This is a genomic window from Acidibrevibacterium sp. (genome assembly GCF_049965395.1).
Classification (GTDB): Bacteria; Pseudomonadota; Alphaproteobacteria; order Acetobacterales; family Acetobacteraceae; genus Acidibrevibacterium; species Acidibrevibacterium fodinaquatile.
The window spans coordinates 1-18,011 of the sequence record NZ_JBMFWJ010000050.1 but is presented as its reverse complement, the minus strand read 5'-3'; the positions used below and the strand labels follow the sequence as shown (position 1 = coordinate 18,011).

Below are 18,011 nucleotides of genomic sequence, written 5' to 3'. Positions count from 1 at the left end.
CGCCGGGCACGCATCTTCTCCTCCTGCCGCTCACCTTGTTTCCCGCGACCCTCGCGTTGTTTGCGGCGCTGCCGGCGTTTTGGGCGGCACGAAAGACGCGGCGCGGGCGGTTCCTGCTTGCCTGGGTCGTGCCGTCCTGGCTGGTGTTCGAGGCAGCGCCGACCAAGCTCCCGCATTATCCGCTGCCACTATTTCCGGCAATTCTGATGATCGTCGCGACGAGTTTGTTGGCGCGCGAACGGCCGGCGCCGCTTTGGCTCGCGCGTCTCTCGGCTGGCGCGTTCGCCTCGGCGCTGGCGGTGCTCGGGGTCGGCGCCGCGTTGCTTCCCTTCTTCGTCGCGCCGGGGTTGGGGCGCGCGAATTTATACGGCGTTCCCGGATGTCTCGCAGCCGCCGTCATCGCTTGGGCGGTCATGCCCGCAGCCTGGGCCGGCGATACGCGCGTGGCCACGGGGCGGGCTTTGCTGCTCGCGCCGTTGCTCTATTGGGCGGTTCTGGAAGCCGAATTGCCGCATCTTGATGCGCTCTGGATCGCGCCGAGGGTCGCGGCCGTGCTCGCCGGCCGGACGCCGGCCGGGGAGGGGTTCGGCGCCATCGGTTATCAGGAGCCGAGCCTCCGCTTCGTCGTCGGCACCAAGACGCGGTTTCTCACCGGCCCCGAGGATGCCGCGCGGTTTCTCGCCGATGGCGGCCGGGTGGTGTTGGTCGATGCCGCCGAACGCGACGCTTTTCTCGACGCCGCCAACGCGCGCGCGGTGCCAACCACCGCAATTGCGACACTCGACGGTTTCGATCTCGGGCGCGGGCGGCGGGTGACACTGTTCGTCTATGCGCGTCTGCCGGCGAGCTGACGTGGGATACGCATCCGTCAAACCGTGAAACGCTTTTAGACGGGTCGCTAAGCCGCGAGCCCCGCGCAGAAGGCGGCGAAAGCGGCGGCGGTCGGAAAGCTCCGCTGGGTGCCGCGCGTGGTGATCGATTGCGCGGCATAGCGCGAGGCGGCGAGGAGAGCGGTGTCGATATCGCCGCTTTGCACGTAATGATGGGCGAAGCTGCCGATGAAGGCATCGCCGGCGCCGGTGGTATCGACCGGCGTGACCGGGACCGGCGGGATCAGCCTGGTCTCGCCGCCGCTGACCCAGAGTGCACCCTCGCCGCCGAGTGTGACCACGACGTTTTCGAGCCCGCCGGCAAGCAGCGTCCGCGCCGCTCGCTCGGCGCTCTCGGCGTCCTCGGTCGGCATGCCGGTGAGAAGGTTGAGTTCGCTCTGATTGGGGACGAAAAACCGCGCCTCGCGGATACGCGCGAGGTCGAGCGCGGGATGGGCGGGCGCGGGGTTGAGCAACACCGGAACCCCGTGCCGCGCCCCCCAGGCGATGGCGTGATAGACCGTCTCCAGCGGCACTTCGAGTTGCAAGAGGATCAGTGCGCAGCCTTCGAGCGCCTCCCCCGCCTGGTCGATATCGGCGGGGAGCAGATGCTCGTTCGCGCCGGGGACGATGAGGATGCGGTTCTGCCCGTCGGGCTCGACGAAGATCGGGGCAACGCCGCTTGAAACCCCGCCAACCCGCGCAACGAAGCGGGCATCGATGCCCTCGGCGGCGAAATTGCGCAGCGTGTTGGCGCCGAACTCGTCATCGCCGACTTTGGCGATCATCGTCACCGCGCTGCCGAGGCGCGCGCAAGCGACCGCCTGATTGGCGCCCTTGCCGCCAAACCCCATCTCGAAGCGCGGCGCGACCAGGGTCTCACCCGCCGCCGGCATCCGCGCGACATAGGTCACGAGGTCGATCATGCAGCTTCCGATCACCGCGATCCGGCCCGCCATCTTCTTCCCCCTCACCCGTTCATCGCCGCGATCGCCGCGGCGAGTGCCGCCGCGTCGCGCTGATCGGCATAGCCCGCGCGCACCGAAAACGCCGCCCGCGCGCCGGGCGCGAGACAGCGCACATTGCCCTTCCGGCTTTCCGCCGTGAAGCCCTCGGGCTCGCAGGTCGCCGGCAGCGCGAAGGCGGCAACCGATTGATCGGGATTGGCGAGCAGCCAGCGCACGGTTTTCGGAAATTCCGCCGGCCGATAGGCGATCGTGAAACCATCCCCGGCCGGCCGACGCAGCATGAGATGCGTGAGACCCGCGGCGTCGGTTGCGAGGCCGCGGAGATAAAATACCTGCTCGGGATCGCAATCGCCGGGCCGATCGAGCCGCGCCATGCCGGCGGGGTCGGCGGCCAGCGCCTCGATCCGGGCGAGATAGGCGGGGCTCGGCGTGACATGCGCCGGCACCGCACGGCGGACCACCGTCTGCGCCGGGGTGTAGGCCAGCGGCTGGAGGATTTCGCCGCCAGGGACGAAGGCGAAATTGATGTGGCACATATACATGAGCGGCATCGGCCGATAGGAGAGATTCTCGACCGCCATGCCGATATCGAATGCGGGTTCAGCCCCGAGTGTCACTGTTGGCGTCGCGCGGTAATGCGGGCCGAAGCCGCGCGCGTAATCGACCGTGCTCACCAGCCGAAGATACGGCCCGGCTTCCCCCTCGCCCGCCTCCAGCGCCGCGTCATCAAGCGCGAGGGTGGGGAATTCGCCATGCACGGGATGGCTGTCGCCCTCGCCGGGCACGCCGTTGGCAAGAAGGCCGCTATGGAAGGCAAAGCAGCCGTAGGTGCCGACGATATCGGCGCTCGGGCGTGGCGTCGGAAACATGCTCCGCATGGTGAGATCGACGCCGTCGAACCCGGCCTGCCACACCATCTGGCCGAAAAACGGCAGCACCACCACCGCGCCGCGGGCGTTGGCGAGGCGGACCGCCTCAATCCCGCTCGGGTAGCGAAAGACGCTGGCCCGGAGCGCGCCGAAGCAAACCAGCGTTCGCTCTTCGGCGGTGAAGACCGCGCGCGGCAGGGCGATCCTTGTCTCGATCATCGCCGTTTTTCCTTCATCTCGGGCGGGTGCGCCAGGCATTGAGCGCGATCGAGGCGAGCAGGAACACCCCCCACATCGCATCGACCAGGAAATTGCTGAACCGCATGAGCTGCATGCCGCTCGCGAGCAGCATCAGCGCAAGCAGGGCGACGATCACGCCCGCGACCGAGCCGCGCCCGCCCGCAGGATCGGTGCCGCCGAGCACCGCGATCAGCACCGCCTGCAGCAGATAGGAGATGCCATAATCCGATTTCGCGGCATTGGTGCGCGCGGAGAGCAGAATGCCGGCGACACTGGCGAGGGCCCCGGTCAGCACATAGGTCAGCAGCAGGGCGCGGCGCGTGCGCAGGCCGGCGAACACCGCCGCCTTGGGATTGGTGCCGATCAGGACGAGGCTGATCCCGAACGCCGTCCGTCCGAGCAGGAGGGCGGTGCCGCCGGCGAGGGCGAGCAGAACGATGAGCGGCAGCGCGATGCCGCCGACGGCGCCGTTGCCGATCATCGTCCAGCGATCGGGAAATCCGACGATCGCCGGCCCGCCGGTCAGAACGAGCGCGATGCCGGTGAACACCTGACCGGAGCCAAGCGTCGCGAGGATCGGCGTGACGCGGAGCCGCGAGATCAGAAACCCGTTGACTGTGCCGGCGATCAGGCCGGTCGCAACCGCGATCGCGATGCCGGCGGCAACCGGCAAGGCGCCCATCGCGGCAAGCCCCGGCCCGCGTGCGCCGCCATAGGCATGAAAGAACAGCCCGGCGAGGATGCCGCCGAGATTGGCGATGCCGATCACCGAAAGATCGATCCCGCCGGTCAACATCGCGACCATCATCGCGATCGCCAGCAGCCCGAGTTCCGGCGCGATATAGGTGATGGACAGGAGATTATAAGGACGCAGGAATTTATCCGGCACCAGCGCCGTCATCAGCGCGAAAACCAGCAGCGCGAGCAGAACGAGCTGCAGCAGATTGGCATCGAGAGCAAGGACGCGGCGAAGCGCTTTTCGCATTTTGGCTCGTTTTAACAGGGGATAGTAGGCAGTGAGTAACAAGAATCTTCTTTTTCTGAAGAAAAAGAAGCAAAAAGACTTTTCCCCCGTTCTCTCGGAGCGGGTAGTGCCTGCGGCACTGCCCAACAGGAAAAATTCTTTTTTTCAAAAAAGAACATGTTTCCTCAGGCGATCTGCTGGCGGTCGCGGAGCGCGGTGATGGTGGTCGCGGTGATGATGATACCGCCGACCACGATCCGCTGCCATGTCGTTGCGATGTGCATGAGGATCAGGCTGTTCGATACCATAACCAGCATGAATACGCCGAGCACCGTGCCGAGCACGCTGCCGCGGCCGCCGAAGATGCTGGCGCCGCCGAGCACGACGGCAGCGATCACGTCGAGTTCGACGCCGACGAAATCGCGCGGATTGGCGAGCCAAATCATCGAGCCGTGCAGCAATCCGGCAAAACCGGCGAGCGCGCCGGCGAGGCCATAGACCGCGAAAACGATCATCGTCGGGTTGAAGCCGACCCTGCGCGCCGCCTCGGCAGCACTGCCGAGCGCAAAGACACCGCGCCCGAGCAGCGTGCGGGTCAGGAACAGATGCACGAGAACGGCCGCGAGCAGATAGACGACGATCATCGCAGAGAGGCCGAAATGCGTGCCATCCGGCCCGGGAAGCTCGATCAGCGTCATGCTCGCAAACCCGATCAGCTCCTTGGGCATGCGGTCGATATTGATCTGGCTGGTGCCGACGAGGCCGAGCAAGCCACCGCGCACCGCGGCCGCGGTGCCGAGCGTCACGATCAGCGGAATCATGCGCAGCCGACTGACGAAAAACGCATTGACCAGCCCGAGCCCGAGTCCGATCGCGGTTGCCAGCGCAAACGGGCCGAAGACGCCGTGCCAATCCCAGGCGATCATGGCGCGGATGGTGAGATAGAGCGCGGCGACGGCGAAAGCGGGGAAGGAGACGTCGATCCCGCCCGAAATCATCACCATCAGGACGCCGAGCGCCATGAGGCCGACGATGACATTGCTCCGCGCCAGGCTGAAGAGGTTGGAAAGACTCCAGAACGCCGGGTTGATCAGGCCGATCAGGACCATCGCCGCGAGCAGGACCAGCGCAATCACCGTCTCGGAGCGGCGAAGGGAAAGAAAATTCATGTCAAAGCCTTGAGTTTTTCGGCGAGCGCGGTTTCGCTCAGCGCCGCCGTGTCGCACGCCTCGACCAGCCGCCCGCGATGCATGATGAGAACGCGGTTGCAGTTCTGGATGATTTCGGGAAGGTCGTCTGAGATCAGCAGCACCGCAAGATCGCCTTCGCGCGCAAGGTCGCGGATGCGCTCATGAATGCCGGCCTTGGAGCCGACATCGACGCCGACGGTCGGGCCATTGAGGATCAGGATGCGCGCCTTGCCCATCAGCCAGCGCCCGATCAAAACGCGCTGCTGATTGCCGCCGGAGAGGGAGGCGACCGGAAGAGTGCCATCCTCGGTGGTGATCCGCATCTGCCGCATCATCGCGTCCGCGTGCGTCCGCGCGCGGGCGAAATCGATGAAGAGATGGCGCGTCATCGCGTCATAAGACGTCGCGAGCAGATTGCGGTGGATGCTTCGGGAGAGGAACAGGCCCTCGGTCAGCCGGTCTTCCGGCACGTAGGCGACGCCCGCCTTGATCGCGGCGGCGACATCGCGCACGGCGACCGGCGCGCCATCGATGCGGATCTCGCCCTGATAGTGCGGGCGCATGCCAAAGAGGGTCAGCGCGAGATCGGTGCGGCCGGAGCCGAGCAGGCCGGTGATACCGACGATCTCGCCGGAGTGGACCGCAGCGTCGATTGGCGCCAGCACCCCGGGCACCGCGAGAGAGCGGAGTTCGAGCCGCGCCGCGCCGCCGTCGTGTGGCGTCCAGCGATAGGCTTGGGTTGCAAAATCCTGGCCGGTCATGGCCCGCGTCAGCGTCACCTCGTCGAATCCGCTCGCCGCGCCCGCGGCGGCGACGGCGCCGTTGCGCAAAACCGTGATGCGCTCGCTGATCTCCAGCATCTCGCGCATTTTGTGGCTGACGAACAGCACCGCGATGCCTTGCGCCTGGATATCGCGCACGATCGCAAACAGCCGCGCGACCTCGCGTCCGGTGAGTGCCGTGGTCGGTTCGTCCATGATCAAAAGACGCGGCGCCGACATCAAGGCGCGCGCGATGGCGACGAGCTGGCGCTCGGCGGTGGTGAGCGTCTCCACCGTCGCCGCGAGATCGATCGTAACGCCAAGCCGCGCCAGCGCCGCGCGCGCCAGCGCGCGCACGCCCGACCAGGAGACGAAGCGGCGGCGGGCGTGCACTTCGCTGGGCAGCGCGAGATTTTCTGCAACCGAAAGCGCGGGAAAAAGCGAAAAATCCTGATAGATGACCTGCACGCCATGGCCGATCGCGGTGATCGGATCGAGTGCGGCGACCTCGCGGCCATCGATGCGGAGTGTGCCGGCATCGGGGCGATGAACCCCGGCGATGATCTTGATCAGCGTCGATTTGCCCGACCCGTTCTCGCCGGCAAGGCAATGGATTTCGCCTTGCCCGATCGCGAGCGAAACCCCGGCGAGCGCGCGCACGCCGCCGAAGCTCTTGCTCACGTCATGAAGTTCAATGAGGGGTGCGGTCATGGCGGAAGCCGCGCGGAGGGTACCCCCGCGCGGCGCGCGATCAGAAATTATATTGGCTCATATTGTCTTTGGTGACGCCGACCCAGCCCGCGCCATAAAGCAGATTGGGCCGCGCCGCGTTCGGCGTGGTGAGGTTGGTATAGCCGCTCAACCCGAGATCAAGACCGGATTTGATCGCTTCGCGCTGCTTGGCGAGCGTCATCACCGCGAGGATGTTCATCGCGTAGCCGGCGACCGCCGGATCCCAGAACTGGATATAGCTGATATCGCCGTTCTTCAGATACTGGCCGGCGACGGAGACGAGGCCGGTGCCGGAGAAGAACAATTTGCCGGCGAGGCCGCGCTCGGCGATCAGCCGGCCGGCGCCGGCGGAGGTCGGCATCGGGCCGCCGAGAATGCCCTTGAGATTGGGATAAGTGGTCAGCACCTCTTTGAGCTTGTTATAGTCGGTATTGGCATCGTCATAGGTCTCGATGCGCTTCGTCACCTCGAACATTTTCGGGAAATGCTGCTTCTGATAGGCGATGCCGCCGTCGATCCATTCGTTCTGCGACTGCGAGGTGAGGCTGCCGACGGTGCAGACATAGCCGCCCTCGCCACCCATCTGCTGGCCAAGGACTTCCATGAGCTTCGCGCCATAGGCGCGGTTGTCGAAGGCCTCGATGTCGTAATCGGTGTTCATGAGGTTCGATGCCTCGTGCGAGATCACCACGATGCCCTGGCTGCGCGCCTTCTTCAGCACTGGCTCGACCGCTTCCACCGAGAAGGGAACGATGCAGATGGCATCGACGCCCTGGGCGATCAGGCTCTCGACGATTTGAACCTGTGCCGCGGCATCGGCTTGGCTCGGCCCGACCATCCAGGTGTCATGGCCGGTGTCGTCCTTGAACTGCTTGACCCCTTCACGCATCCGGTCGAACCAGGCGATGCCATCGACCTTGACGACGGTCGCCATCGAGAATTTCTTGCCGACCGCTTTGGCGGTGATCCCCGGCGAAACCTTCGCGGTATCGACCGGACCCGAGGCCGCGAAAGCGCGCGGCACCCCGAAGCCCAAGCCAAGACCGGCGCCGGCCAGGGCGGCGAGCGAGCGGACATTGAAGTCGCGGCGTGTGATCATGGTTTCCCTCCCTTGGGTTTCTAATAGCTGTCGGCCGGTGTCTTGGCCGCGCCGACGAGAACGAGGCTTGCGCTGGCGCCGATCCGGCTCGCGCCGGCGGCGATCATCGCGTTCGCGGCGGCGAGGTCGCGAATGCCGCCCGAAGCCTTGACGCCGATTTTCGGCCCGACGATGCGGCGCATCAGTGCGACATCGGCAGCGGTCGCGCCACCGCCGCCATAGCCGGTCGAGGTTTTGACGAAATCCGCCCCGGCGGCAACGGCAAGCGAACACGCGGCGACCTTTTCCCCCTCCGTCAGCAGCGCCGTCTCGAGGATGACCTTGAGCAGCGCCGCCGGCACCGCTTGCCTGACCGCGGCGATATCGGCGCGGACGGCCTCGTGATCGCCCGCTTTCAACGCCCCGATCGCGATCACCATGTCAATCTCGCTGGCGCCGTCCGCGACCGCGCGCGCCGCCTCGGCGGCTTTATTGGCCGAGGGCGTGGCACCAAACGGAAAGGCGATGACCGAACACACCGCAACCGGCGCCGCCGCCAGCGCCCGCCGCGCAGGCGCGACCCAGAGCGGGTTGACGCAGACGGCGTGAAAGCCGCAGGCCGTCGCCTCGGCGCAAAGCCGACTGACGTCTGCTGGCGTCGCGTCGGGGCGAAGCAGGGTATGATCGATCATCGCAGCCAGCCTATCGGGCGCGAGGGGTTCTCCGGCGGTGTTCATGCGGGCCTGACATTCCTCCCTGGGCGGCTGGGCGCGCCGGCCCATCGACGTGATATTTGTCACATTTGTGCCAAGCTTCACATTCGGCAGCGGACGAGTCAAGCTGGGCGCGATGGTCGGGAGAAGGGAACAGCCTGTGGTGGACGCGAGCACGGTGCGGCGCGACCGGCGTCTTCTGACGCTCGGCCGGCTGGTGCAGGCGGAGGGCGCGCTGAGGCTCACGGATGCGGCGCGGGCGCTCGAGGTCTCGCCCATGACATTGCGGCGCGACCTTGCCGGCGACGCCGCCGCGGCGCGGGATCTCGCGCTGCTCGGCGGCCACGTGACGCGGGCGTCTTCCGCCGCGCCGCGCGCCGCGCGTTACGTACTGGATCGTGAGCAGGGGAGCGCCGCGTACGCAAAACGGGCGGCGGCGCGCCATGCGGCGCGGCTGGTGCGCGAGGGCGACACCCTATTCATCGATTGCGGCACCACGCTTCCCCATCTGGTCGCCGCGCTGCCGGCGGGCGTCGCGCTCACCGTGGTGTGCTATGCCCTCAACATCGCCAATCTCGCCTGCCAGCGGCCCAACACCCAGATCGTGCTGCTCGGCGGCCTGTTTCATCCCTCCTCGGCGACGTTTTCCGACGAGGACGCGCCGTGCCAGCTCCGCCGGCTCGGCATCACGCGCGGGTTTTTCTCGGCCGGCGGCGTCGAGCCAGCGCGCGGCGCGAGCTGCTGGAATTTCCACGAGGTGCCGATCAAGCAGGCGGCCCTGGCGGCGGCGCAACACTGCCATCTCGTCGTCGATCACAGCAAGTTCGGCCGCGCCAAACCTGCATTCTTCGCGCCTTTGTCGGCATTCGAGAGCGTGATCTGCGATGCCGCCCCCGATGCCGCGACCCGCGCCGCCTTCGCGACCTTGCCTCTCGACGTCGCGCCGAGGCAGACTTCGGCGCGCCCCCGGCGCGGCGAAAGAACTCCGACCAATGAATGATCCCGCGCGGCTCAGCCCTCCCGCGTCGCCCCCGGCTGCCAGAGCACGTCGCGGTCAGGGGCGTTGAGGCGCCGCGACACCACGAAAAGAAGATCGGAGAGGCGATTGAGATAGGCGACCAGCGCCGGGTTGAGGGGCTCCGCGGCGGCGAGATGCACCACGTCGCGCTCGGCGCGGCGGGCGATGGTGCGGGCAAGATGGGCATGGGCGGCAGCCGTGGTGCCACCCGGCAAGACAAAGCTTCTGAGCGGCGCAAGGCCGACATTGAGGGCGGCAATTTCCCCCTCTAGCCGCGCGACCTGCGCGGGCGTGAGGCGAAGGCGCGTTTTCCCTCCGCCTGGCTCATTTTCGACCCGCTCTGGGCTCGCGAGGTCGGCGCCGAGATCGAAAAGATCGTTCTGGACGCGCCCGAGCATGGCATCGAGATCAGCCATCGCCGCGGTGTGGAGGCGGAGCAAGCCGAGCGCGGCATTGGTCTCGTCGACGGCACCGATCGCCGCGATCCGGGCGGCGTCCTTCGGCAGCCGTGTCCCGTCTGCGAGCGAGGTCTCGCCGCCATCGCCGCCGCGCGTCGTCACCCGGTCTATTCGCACCATCCCGCTACTCCTTTGTGTTAGGCATGAATGTTCTTTTTTGAAAAAAAGAACCAAAAAAACTTTTATCCGTTGGGCAGTGCCACCGGCACTGCCCCCGCCGAGGCATTGGCAACTCCGAGAAACCGGAACAAAAGTCTTTTTGCTTCTTTTTTCAGAAAAAGAAGATTTTTTGCCTTAGTTTACCATTTTACTTTCGAGATCGAAGTTGATTTCGATCGGCATCTCTGACGCCACCGGCGCGCCACCGGCCATGGCCGGGCGAAAGCGCCATTTTGCCACCGCGTCATGGGCGGCGCGGTCTAGCAGCAAGTAGCCGGAACTCCGGACCACGTCCACCGCCGCCGTGCTGCCGTCTGGCGCGACATGGACGAGGAGTACGACCCGCCCCTGTTCGTGCAGCATCGCCGCCGCCTCGGGGTAGGCTGGGGGAATGTTATGGACGGTCGAATCCGGCCCGGCCGGGATGACGTCGGGGCCGGTGACGATGCCGGTACCAGGGTCGCCGCCGAGGCCGAGCCGGATCGCGGGGGCGGCGTGGCTCGGCGGTGCCGACGGGGCCGGCTGGGCCGCCGGCGCGGCGGCGGCGGTCTGCTCGGTCTTGGGCAGCAGCACCTGATCGGGCTTGTTCGCTTCCGGCAGGGGAGGCAACGGTGGCGTCGGTTTGGCCGCAGCCTTGGCGTTAGGCGCCTCCTTGGCCGTGGGGGCTGCCTTCGGGGCAGGGTTTGGCGCCGGCTTTTCGGCTTTTTCGCGCGGCCCGCTGCCGACCGTCGGCGTGTCCTGGACCACCAGTTCGACCTTCGCGAGCGGTGGCTTCGCTTCCTTGACGGCGGCGCCGAAGGGCACGATACGCAAAAGCAGCAACGCCAGCACGAAGAGATGAATCCCGGCCGAGACCGCAAAAGCGCGGCCAGTGCCGCCGCCCGCCGGGCGCGAGATCGGCAGTGCTACGCGCATCGCGCGATCAGACCACGACCACGCCGTGATGCTTTGCCTTGCTTTCGGGTTCGACATGAATGGTGGCGACCAGCCCAGCCATTTCGTTGCGCAGCGCCGCTTCGATCCGATCGCAGATGGCATGCGCCTCGTCAACCGTCATCCCCCCCGGCACGACGAGATGGAATTGCAAAAACGTCGTCTGCCCGGCGTTGCGGGTACGCAGATCATGCACTTCGAGCGCGCCTTCGGCGTGTTCGGCAACCAGCGTCTTGATCCGCGCCACCACCGCCGGGCTCGGCGCCGCATCCATGAGCCCGTCCACCGAGGCCCGGATCAGAAAAAACCCGGTGACCAGGACATAGATCGCGGTTGCCGCGGCGAGCAGCGGGTCGAGCCAAAGGGCGCCGGTCGCGAGTGCGAGCACGAGGCCGAGCAGCAGCCCGGCCGAGGTCGCGACATCGGTGAGGAGATGGAGACCATCGGCGCGGAACGCCGGCGAGCGCAGCCGCCGCCCGGCGCGCGTTAGCACAAGGCCCCAGACGCCGTTGAGCAGCGTCGCGCCGCCATTGAGGGCGAGGCCAAAAGCCGGGTCGAGCAAAAGCGGGCCGCCGCGCCAGACCAGCCAGGCGTGCTGCAAAATCGCCCAGGCGGCGGCGACGATCAGCCCGCCCTCGATGACGGCGGCGAAGAATTCTGCCTTGCCATGGCCGAACGGGTGGTTGCTGTCGGCCGGCCGGGCGGCGAACCAGACGGCGCCGAAGGTGAGCAGCGCGGTCGCCGGGTGGATCAGGCTCTCCAGCGCATCCGAAAACAGCGCAGCCCCTCCGGTATGCCACCAGGCGAACCCCTTGATGGCGATCACCGGAACACTGACGGCGATGCTGCCGAGCGCAACGCCCTTATATTGCCCCATGCGCCCGCAACCCCATGATCCTCTCGCGGCGCTCTAGCAGAGCCAGGCCACAGCGTCACGCCCTGAAGGTGCGCGCTTGACACCGCCAGGCCACTCTGGCCCGATGGCGCCATGTCGCGCGCGCCGCTCCTGCTTCCGCCTGACGAGACTGTCATCGTCGCCTTCGCCGAGCAGGCTTTGGCGGCCATTCCGCCGCGCCTTGCCCGCCATCTTCAGGGGGTCGCGATCATGGTCGAGGACATGCCCGACGAGGAGACGCTGCGCGAGATGGAGCTCGAGGCCGGCTGGGATCTGACCGGGCTTTATCGCGGCACCCCGCTCGGCCAGAAAAGCGTCGATGATCTCGCCCGCCAGCCGGATACCATCCTGCTCTATCGCTTGCCCATCCTGCTCGAATGGATCGAGACCGAGGTCGATCTCGAGTCCCTTGTGCGCAATGTCGTGGTGCATGAGGTCGCCCATCATTTCGGCTTCAGCGACGCCGAGATCGCGGCGCTGGAAGCCGAAATCGAGGGGCACGAATAGCGTCACCCCTCGAACGGATCGCGCACCAGGATGGTGTCGTCGCGCTCGGGGCTGGTCGAGAGCAGCGTCACCGGCGCCTCCACCAATTCCTCGATGCGGCGGACATATTTCACCGCCTGTGCCGGAAGCTCCGCCCAGGAGCGGGCGCCGCGGGTCGAGCCCGACCAGCCTTCGATGGCTTCATAGATCGGCTCCGCCGCGGCTTGCGCGCCGGGGGCGGCGGGAAGGCGCGAGACGCTCTCGCCGCCGATGCGATAGCCGGTATTGATGCGCAGTTCCGGCAAGCCGTCGAGGACATCGAGCTTGGTGAGCGCGAGCCCCTGAATGCCGCCGACCTTGACCGCCTGGCGGACCAAAGCCGCATCGAACCAGCCGCAACGCCGGCGCCGTCCGGTGACGGTGCCGAATTCGCGGCCGCGATCGCCGAGCATCTCTCCGGTGGCGTCGAGAAGCTCGGTCGGAAACGGGCCGGCGCCGACCCGGGTGGAATAGGCTTTGGCGATGCCGAGCACGAACCCGACCGCGGCCGGCCCGACCCCGGCGCCGGCGGCGGCGGTCGCGGCGACGGTATTGGAGGAGGTGACGAACGGGTAAGTGCCGTGATCGACATCGAGCATCACCGCTTGCGCGCCCTCGAACAAAATCCGCCGCCCGGCGCGGCGGGCCTCATCGAGGCGCTCCCAGACCGGCTCGGCGAACGGCAGAATCTTGGGGGCGAGCGCCAGCAATGCGTTGAGCAGCGATTCCTTCTCGAACACCGGCGCGCCGAGCCCGGCGAGCAGAGTGTTGTGGTGCAGCAGCAATTCATCGAGCTTGGCGGCAAGTGTCTCCGGCTCGGCGAGATCACAAACCCGGATGGCGCGGCGCGCCACCTTGTCCTCATAAGCCGGGCCGATACCGCGCCCGGTGGTGCCGATCTTGCGCGCCCCGCGTGCCGCTTCGCGCGCCTTGTCGAGGGCGGCGTGCAGCGGCAAGATCAACGGCGCGTTCTCGCTGATGCGCAGATTATCCGGCCCGACACGGAGCCCCTGGCGTTCGATGCGGGCGATCTCGGCAAGCAGCGCCTCGGGATCGACGACAACGCCATTGCCGATGATGCCGAGCTTGCCGCGCACGACGCCACTCGGGAGCAGGGACAGCTTATAAGTCTCGTTCTCGACGACGAGCGTATGGCCGGCATTATGCCCGCCCTGGAAGCGGACGACGATCTCGGCGCGGCTGGCCAGCCAATCGACCACCTTGCCCTTGCCCTCGTCGCCCCATTGCGCCCCGATCACCGCGACATTCGCCATCGTCTCACTCTCCAGAAACCGGCCGCACGCCATCGGCGAGCAGCACCAGGGCGCAGCCGAGGCGGCGCGCCTCGGCGATCGGATCGGCGGCCGTCAGCGCCGCGACCGTTGCAAAGCCCTCGGCGCGGAGCGCCCGCGCGCGCTCGGGATCGGCGTTGAGCGGCAGATAGACACGCTGTCGCGGCGTTCGCCCGGGCGCTGCGCGCAGCACCGCGTCGGGATAGAGCGTGAGGCCGGCGGCGGGTTCTTCCGCCTCGCCGCAGAGATAGCGCCCGCCGCGGCCGAGTTCCTGGTTGTAGCCGGGCGCATAGACCGTCATGCAGACCCCGGTGTGATAGCGATAGCCGCGGAACTCGACCGGATCGACAGTGACGGTGAGGCCGGCAAGGCCGAGCCCTGGCGCCCGCGCCGCGATCGCGGCGACGACCGCTTCGAGCCGCAGCGCCTGGGCGCGTGCCGGCGCGGGCAAATCGGCGGCACGGAGCGCAGCGAGCGCGCGCGGCGCGGCGCCGGCGGCGAGCAGGAGCTCGATCAGCGTCGGCGCCAGTGTCCCGGCGAACGCCTGAACGGCGGCGGCATCCTTGCGGTCGAGCGCGCGGGCGAGCCGGCTCCGCGCTGGCTCGGCGATCCGGGCGCCATCGACGAGGGCGTCATCGAGCAAAGCCGGAATCAGCGGCGGCGCGGTGAGATCGACGCTGATGCGATGAAGGCCGAGCGCCGCCAGCGCTTCGGCGGCGACGAGAACCAGCTCGGCATCGGCCTCGGGGCTATCGGCGCCGATCAGCTCGATGCCGGCCTGGGCGATCTGGCGCTCGGGCGCGAGCTGGGTTGCCCGCACCCGGAGACACTGACCCGCGTAGGAAAGCCGGAGCGGACGCGGCGCATCGGCGAGCCGCGTGGTTGCTATGCGGGCGATCTGCGGCGTGGTGTCCGAACGCAGCGCCATCATCCGGTGGCTCGCCGGGTCCATCAGCCGGAAGGTCTGATCGGCGACAGCACCGCCCGTGCCGGCGAGGAGACTGTCCTCGAACTCGAGGAGCGGCGGCTTGACACGCTGATAGCCATGCGCGGCAAAGACGGTCATCAAAGCTTCGACCGCCGCAGCCTCGGTTTCGGCCTCGGGCGGCAGGACGTCGCGCAGACCCGCCGGCAGCAAGGCGGGGTTCGGGGGAGGGTCGTCGGTCATCGGGCTTGGGCTATAGCACCGGGCGAGGCGAAAGCAAGGCGCCGCCATGGCGTCGCCGGGGTCAGACCGGGCGGGTGCCGAGCAGGGTGAGCGCGGTTTCGGAACTGGTAATGATTTCGACGAGCCGCAAGCGGTCGATCCGCGGCAGGGACATCGCGGCAATACGTTTGGCGGCTTCGCGCAGGACGCGATCATAGAAGTCACCGCTGCCGGCTTGGCGGCTCGCCTGCTCGAAGGCGCGGAGATCACGGGCGATGGTTTCAAGCCCGGTGATGGTGTCGTCGTCGGGGTCGGTGAGGCTGGTGAGCGAGACGAGCAGATGGCGTTCGAGCAGCAGGGTGAAGGAATCCCGGCAAGCGCGATCGATCGAGCGGCGCAGTTCGTCGATCCGAATCTTCTGCTCAGGGCGGGCCGTGGATTGCTCCGCGAGCCCGGTCAACAAGGTGGTCGCGTGGGCGATGGTCTCGGCGGCATGGAGGACGCCGCCGGCACCGTTTGCGGCGAGCGCGATGATGGGGCTGTTGGCGAGCCTCTCCAGAGTGTACTCGGTCGCGCGTTCGGCGGCCATGCGCCCGTCTTTCTCCTGGACGTCGGCGATCTCGCGGGCGAGTTCGGGGAGACGCGAAAATCCTGGCAGACGGTGCATGAGAAGTGCGATCATCACCGCGAGCGTCTGGCCGCCGCGCTCGGCGGCGCGGATCAGAATAGCGCGGACCGGCGTTTCGACGTCGTCTGGCGCGCTCCCGCTGGCGCATGCATCGACCAATTCCTGAATGGCGACCGCTTGGGCAAAGACGACGGCGATGGCGCCGGCGATGGTGGCGTGATCACTATCCGGCAGGCCCGTCGTATCCTGCCAATCCGGCGGCGGGGAGGCGCTGCTGAGAACCCGCGAGGCGGCCGGCCAGAGCCTGGCGCCGGCGGATCGGATTACCGCCTGATCGGTGACATTGCGGCCGGCGATCATCGCCTTGATGGCCGTCGCGTCCTCGGCGAGGGCACGTTCGACATGGCGCGCGAGCGGGGCGAGCACGGTGCGCGGCACGCCGAGGGTTCCCCGCCGCCAGCGCGCCCCGGGAACGATGAGCGGATCGATCGGGATAAACAGGAGGCGGGCGAAATTGAGCGGGCGCGGCGGGGCGATTTCGGCGAGACGGCCGCGGAATGGAGCTAGGAGATCGTCGGCCTCGCCGCGTTCGGGCAAGGAATCGATCATCGCGACGACGCGGGTGATCTGATCGGCGCGGGCATCGACGAGCAAGCGGCGCAACGCCTTTATCTTGGCCGGCCCGATCGTCAAGGCGCCGCCACTCATGCCGCGAGCACCGTGAGCGAGAGGGCACGCAACGCTTCGTTCCGCGCGAGGTTCTCACCAGCCCCCGCCATCGGGCGAAACGTCGCGGCGGTGCGGCGGCGGGGCGCGGGGGGCAGACTCTCCTCCTCGCTCGCCTGCCCATCGAGGACATCGGTCGGCAGATGCGGCACGAGGCGGAGGATGTCATCGAGCACAGCGTGATCGATGCTGGCGCCGGCGGCGCTCTGCCAAAGCATCAGAACCCGCGCCCAGCCATCGAGCAGCCAATCGGCACGGGTGATGGTGGTGGTGATGGCGGCGCGATCGGCGATCCAGGCTCGCGCCAGGGCGAGCGGATCGGCAAGAAGCTCGGCCGCGGCGGTGAGAGCGGCGCGCGCGTGATTGGCAGTGGTCGCGGCGTGACGCGCCAGCAGACGCGCCGACGCGAACGCCTCGCCGCCGCTGCGGCCGCGCGCCTCAACATCGGTGGCGAACCGGGTAAGGGCTGCGAGCAAGCGGGGCAAAAGCGCCTCCGCCGCCGCGGGGCCGGTGCCGACGGGGGCGAAAAAGGTGGCCAGGGCCTCGATCCAGCCCGCGATCGTTTCGGTGGTGGTGTTGAGGGTCCGCGCGAAATGAAGAACAGCGGCGCCGGCGCGGTGCTCGAGCTTGCTTTGTTCCTCCTGCTCCGGCGGCAGGGGATGGGCGCCGGGCGGCTCGGCCGCGCGGATCAGCCCAAGCAGGATATGGAAGTGGGTTTGCAGCACCTGCTTGCGTCCAGCCGCCATCGCCGCTTCCGCGGCCCGCCGCGCCGCCCGCCCCGCGGCACCGCCGGCGGCGACGGCCTGTGCGGCGCGGCGAAGGGCGGCGGGGGTGAATTCCGCCATCGCGCCGAGCGCGGTTGCGAGCAGATGGTCATGCACGCTCGGCCGAAACGCGTCGCGCGCCGCCGACCAGGGCATGATGTATATGCCGCGGGTGCCGGAAGGGTTGGGCAAGATGACCTCGAACCCGCCGGCCTCACGCCCGCCAAGGCGCACCCGCGCCCCGGCGAGCGCCGGCGCGGTAAACGGCGCGGCGAGGCCGCGTTCGAGAAAATTCGCGGGCCGATGAGAAACGAGAAGTTCGAGCGGCGGGCTGGGCATGGCCCTCAGAATGCCCGGCAATCGTGAAAAAATATGAAACGATCGCCTTAGTCAACGAGCCTCGCCGCTCACGTCCCCGCCCGCGCCCGCAGCGCGTCCCGGAGATGGGCGCGGTCGGCGAGGCGGCGGAGCAGCGGCCCGCGATCGGTCATCTCGACCACCGCGAGTGAGGCGACGGGCGCATCGATCCGATCGCGATAGCGGCCGAAATCGATGCCGAGCAGCGAACAGAGCATGATCCGGATCGTCGCCTTGTGCGAGACGACCAAGACATTGCCGGCGTGATGAGTGCGCAAAATCTCATCGAGCACGGCGACGGCGCGGCGCGCGACGTCAACGCCACGCTCGCCACCATTGGGTGCGTTCCAGCCAGGATCGGCGAGCCAACGCACGTAATCGTCGTGGAAATGGCGGTTGACGTCTTCCTGCGTCATCCCCTCCCAGGCGCCATAGGCAATTTCCATCAAACCATCGCGTCGCGTGACGGTAAGCCCGAGCGCGTCGCATAGCGGCTGCGCGGTATCGCGCGCGCGCCGGAGCGGGCTGCCATAGACCGCCTCCCACGTCTGCTCGCGATAGGCGGCAGCGAAATCCGCCGCCATCTGATGGCCCTCCGGCGTCAGATCGAGATCGAGCATGCCGCAAAAACTGCCGCTCTGGCTCGATTGTGTCTCGCCGTGGCGAAGAAAATAGAGTGTCACGCTCATGATCCGAACTCCTCAAGGCGAAGCCTCATTGACAAT

At 67.7% G+C, this 18,011-nt stretch carries 17 protein-coding genes and 1 pseudogene; 3 read left to right on the top strand and 15 right to left on the bottom strand.

Translation table 11 applies throughout. The features are described 5' to 3' along the window. Positions 1 to 851: pseudogene (locus ACP5M5_RS12475) on the top strand (hypothetical protein); the annotation flags it as partial. Positions 852 to 898: 47 nt separating this feature from the next. Here ACP5M5_RS12475 and rbsK read toward each other — a convergent pair. From rbsK to deoC, 7 genes are all read right to left on the bottom strand, one after another. Further along, a complete protein-coding gene (gene rbsK, locus ACP5M5_RS12470) occupies positions 899 to 1,828 on the bottom strand; it encodes a ribokinase (RefSeq protein ID WP_427937849.1) in 930 nt (309 codons plus the stop codon). 11 nt (positions 1,829 to 1,839) lie between these two features. Then, positions 1,840 to 2,925: a DUF4432 family protein gene (locus ACP5M5_RS12465; RefSeq protein ID WP_427937847.1), complete on the bottom strand. Its 1,086-nt coding sequence runs from the start codon at positions 2,923 to 2,925 to the stop codon at positions 1,840 to 1,842. Between the two features lie 13 nt (positions 2,926 to 2,938). Further along, the gene (locus ACP5M5_RS12460; protein ID WP_427937845.1) at positions 2,939 to 3,931 is read right to left on the bottom strand and encodes an ABC transporter permease; all 993 of its coding nucleotides are present in this window, start codon (positions 3,929 to 3,931) and stop codon (positions 2,939 to 2,941) included. Positions 3,932 to 4,095: 164 nt separating this feature from the next. After that, complete coding sequence (locus tag ACP5M5_RS12455; protein ID WP_427937843.1) at positions 4,096 to 5,079, bottom strand: ABC transporter permease; 984 nt, start codon at positions 5,077 to 5,079, stop codon at positions 4,096 to 4,098. Continuing rightward, positions 5,076 to 6,572: a sugar ABC transporter ATP-binding protein gene (locus ACP5M5_RS12450; protein ID WP_427937841.1), complete on the bottom strand. Its 1,497-nt coding sequence runs from the start codon at positions 6,570 to 6,572 to the stop codon at positions 5,076 to 5,078. Before ACP5M5_RS12450 ends, ACP5M5_RS12455 begins: the two co-directional genes overlap by 4 nt. 40 nt (positions 6,573 to 6,612) lie before the next feature. Beyond that, entirely contained in the window at positions 6,613 to 7,692 is a 1,080-nt protein-coding gene (locus ACP5M5_RS12445; RefSeq protein WP_427937840.1) for an autoinducer 2 ABC transporter substrate-binding protein, read from the bottom strand. Positions 7,693 to 7,712: 20 nt separating this feature from the next. Beyond that, positions 7,713 to 8,408, bottom strand: a complete 696-nt coding sequence (deoC, locus tag ACP5M5_RS12440) for a deoxyribose-phosphate aldolase (protein WP_427937838.1) — start codon at positions 8,406 to 8,408, stop codon at positions 7,713 to 7,715. Positions 8,409 to 8,547: 139 nt separating this feature from the next. Between deoC and ACP5M5_RS12435 the strand changes: the two genes are divergently transcribed. Then, on the top strand, positions 8,548 to 9,384 hold the full coding sequence (locus ACP5M5_RS12435) for a DeoR family transcriptional regulator (protein WP_427937837.1): 837 nt from the start codon (positions 8,548 to 8,550) through the stop codon (positions 9,382 to 9,384). An 11-nt stretch (positions 9,385 to 9,395) separates the two neighbouring features. Here ACP5M5_RS12435 and ACP5M5_RS12430 read toward each other — a convergent pair whose 3' ends face one another. From ACP5M5_RS12430 to ACP5M5_RS12420, 3 genes are all read right to left on the bottom strand, one after another. Then, positions 9,396 to 9,980, bottom strand: coding sequence for a cob(I)yrinic acid a,c-diamide adenosyltransferase (locus ACP5M5_RS12430; RefSeq protein ID WP_427937835.1), 585 nt, complete (start codon positions 9,978 to 9,980; stop codon positions 9,396 to 9,398). A 174-nt stretch (positions 9,981 to 10,154) separates the two neighbouring features. Further along, entirely contained in the window at positions 10,155 to 10,934 is a 780-nt protein-coding gene (locus ACP5M5_RS12425) for an energy transducer TonB (protein ID WP_427937833.1), read from the bottom strand. A gap of 7 nt (positions 10,935 to 10,941) precedes the next feature. After that, complete coding sequence (locus tag ACP5M5_RS12420) at positions 10,942 to 11,829, bottom strand: cation diffusion facilitator family transporter (protein ID WP_427937831.1); 888 nt, start codon at positions 11,827 to 11,829, stop codon at positions 10,942 to 10,944. A gap of 111 nt (positions 11,830 to 11,940) precedes the next feature. Between ACP5M5_RS12420 and ACP5M5_RS12415 the strand changes: the two genes are divergently transcribed. Beyond that, positions 11,941 to 12,354 (top strand): metallopeptidase family protein, encoded by a 414-nt coding sequence (locus tag ACP5M5_RS12415; protein ID WP_427937829.1) that lies wholly within the window; start codon positions 11,941 to 11,943, stop codon positions 12,352 to 12,354. 2 nt (positions 12,355 to 12,356) lie between these two features. Here the strand turns inward: ACP5M5_RS12415 and ACP5M5_RS12410 are convergent, their stop codons facing one another. The 5 genes from ACP5M5_RS12410 to ACP5M5_RS12390 form a co-directional block, all read right to left on the bottom strand. After that, positions 12,357 to 13,646 (bottom strand): adenylosuccinate synthase, encoded by a 1,290-nt coding sequence (locus ACP5M5_RS12410; RefSeq protein WP_427937827.1) that lies wholly within the window; start codon positions 13,644 to 13,646, stop codon positions 12,357 to 12,359. A gap of 4 nt (positions 13,647 to 13,650) precedes the next feature. Next, complete coding sequence (locus ACP5M5_RS12405) at positions 13,651 to 14,832, bottom strand: ATP phosphoribosyltransferase regulatory subunit (protein ID WP_427937825.1); 1,182 nt, start codon at positions 14,830 to 14,832, stop codon at positions 13,651 to 13,653. 61 nt (positions 14,833 to 14,893) lie between these two features. Continuing rightward, positions 14,894 to 16,147: a hypothetical protein gene (locus tag ACP5M5_RS12400; RefSeq protein WP_427937822.1), complete on the bottom strand. Its 1,254-nt coding sequence runs from the start codon at positions 16,145 to 16,147 to the stop codon at positions 14,894 to 14,896. Continuing rightward, positions 16,144 to 17,268 carry a hypothetical protein gene (locus ACP5M5_RS12395; protein ID WP_427937820.1) on the bottom strand — a complete coding sequence of 375 codons (1,125 nt, stop codon included), beginning with the start codon at positions 17,266 to 17,268 and terminating at the stop codon, positions 16,144 to 16,146. Before ACP5M5_RS12395 ends, ACP5M5_RS12400 begins: the two co-directional genes overlap by 4 nt. A gap of 68 nt (positions 17,269 to 17,336) precedes the next feature. After that, the gene (locus ACP5M5_RS12390; protein WP_427937818.1) at positions 17,337 to 17,975 is read right to left on the bottom strand and encodes a histidine phosphatase family protein; all 639 of its coding nucleotides are present in this window, start codon (positions 17,973 to 17,975) and stop codon (positions 17,337 to 17,339) included. Between the last annotated feature and the right edge of the window lie 36 nt (positions 17,976 to 18,011).

Coding starts and splice junctions, on each gene's coding strand:
- ACP5M5_RS12410 (WP_427937827.1), bottom strand. CDS start 13,646: ATGGCGAATGTCGCGGTGATCGGGGCGCAATGGGGCGACGAGGGCAAG.
- rbsK (WP_427937849.1), bottom strand. CDS start 1,828: ATGGCGGGCCGGATCGCGGTGATCGGAAGCTGCATGATCGACCTCGTG.
- deoC (WP_427937838.1), bottom strand. CDS start 8,408: ATGAACACCGCCGGAGAACCCCTCGCGCCCGATAGGCTGGCTGCGATG.
- ACP5M5_RS12430 (WP_427937835.1), bottom strand. CDS start 9,980: ATGGTGCGAATAGACCGGGTGACGACGCGCGGCGGCGATGGCGGCGAG.
- ACP5M5_RS12450 (WP_427937841.1), bottom strand. CDS start 6,572: ATGACCGCACCCCTCATTGAACTTCATGACGTGAGCAAGAGCTTCGGC.
- ACP5M5_RS12455 (WP_427937843.1), bottom strand. CDS start 5,079: ATGAATTTTCTTTCCCTTCGCCGCTCCGAGACGGTGATTGCGCTGGTC.
- ACP5M5_RS12465 (WP_427937847.1), bottom strand. CDS start 2,925: ATGATCGAGACAAGGATCGCCCTGCCGCGCGCGGTCTTCACCGCCGAA.
- ACP5M5_RS12395 (WP_427937820.1), bottom strand. CDS start 17,268: ATGCCCAGCCCGCCGCTCGAACTTCTCGTTTCTCATCGGCCCGCGAAT.
- ACP5M5_RS12425 (WP_427937833.1), bottom strand. CDS start 10,934: ATGCGCGTAGCACTGCCGATCTCGCGCCCGGCGGGCGGCGGCACTGGC.
- ACP5M5_RS12405 (WP_427937825.1), bottom strand. CDS start 14,832: ATGACCGACGACCCTCCCCCGAACCCCGCCTTGCTGCCGGCGGGTCTG.
- ACP5M5_RS12460 (WP_427937845.1), bottom strand. CDS start 3,931: ATGCGAAAAGCGCTTCGCCGCGTCCTTGCTCTCGATGCCAATCTGCTG.
- ACP5M5_RS12400 (WP_427937822.1), bottom strand. CDS start 16,147: ATGAGTGGCGGCGCCTTGACGATCGGGCCGGCCAAGATAAAGGCGTTG.
- ACP5M5_RS12420 (WP_427937831.1), bottom strand. CDS start 11,829: ATGGGGCAATATAAGGGCGTTGCGCTCGGCAGCATCGCCGTCAGTGTT.
- ACP5M5_RS12445 (WP_427937840.1), bottom strand. CDS start 7,692: ATGATCACACGCCGCGACTTCAATGTCCGCTCGCTCGCCGCCCTGGCC.
- ACP5M5_RS12415 (WP_427937829.1), top strand. CDS start 11,941: ATGTCGCGCGCGCCGCTCCTGCTTCCGCCTGACGAGACTGTCATCGTC.
- ACP5M5_RS12390 (WP_427937818.1), bottom strand. CDS start 17,975: ATGAGCGTGACACTCTATTTTCTTCGCCACGGCGAGACACAATCGAGC.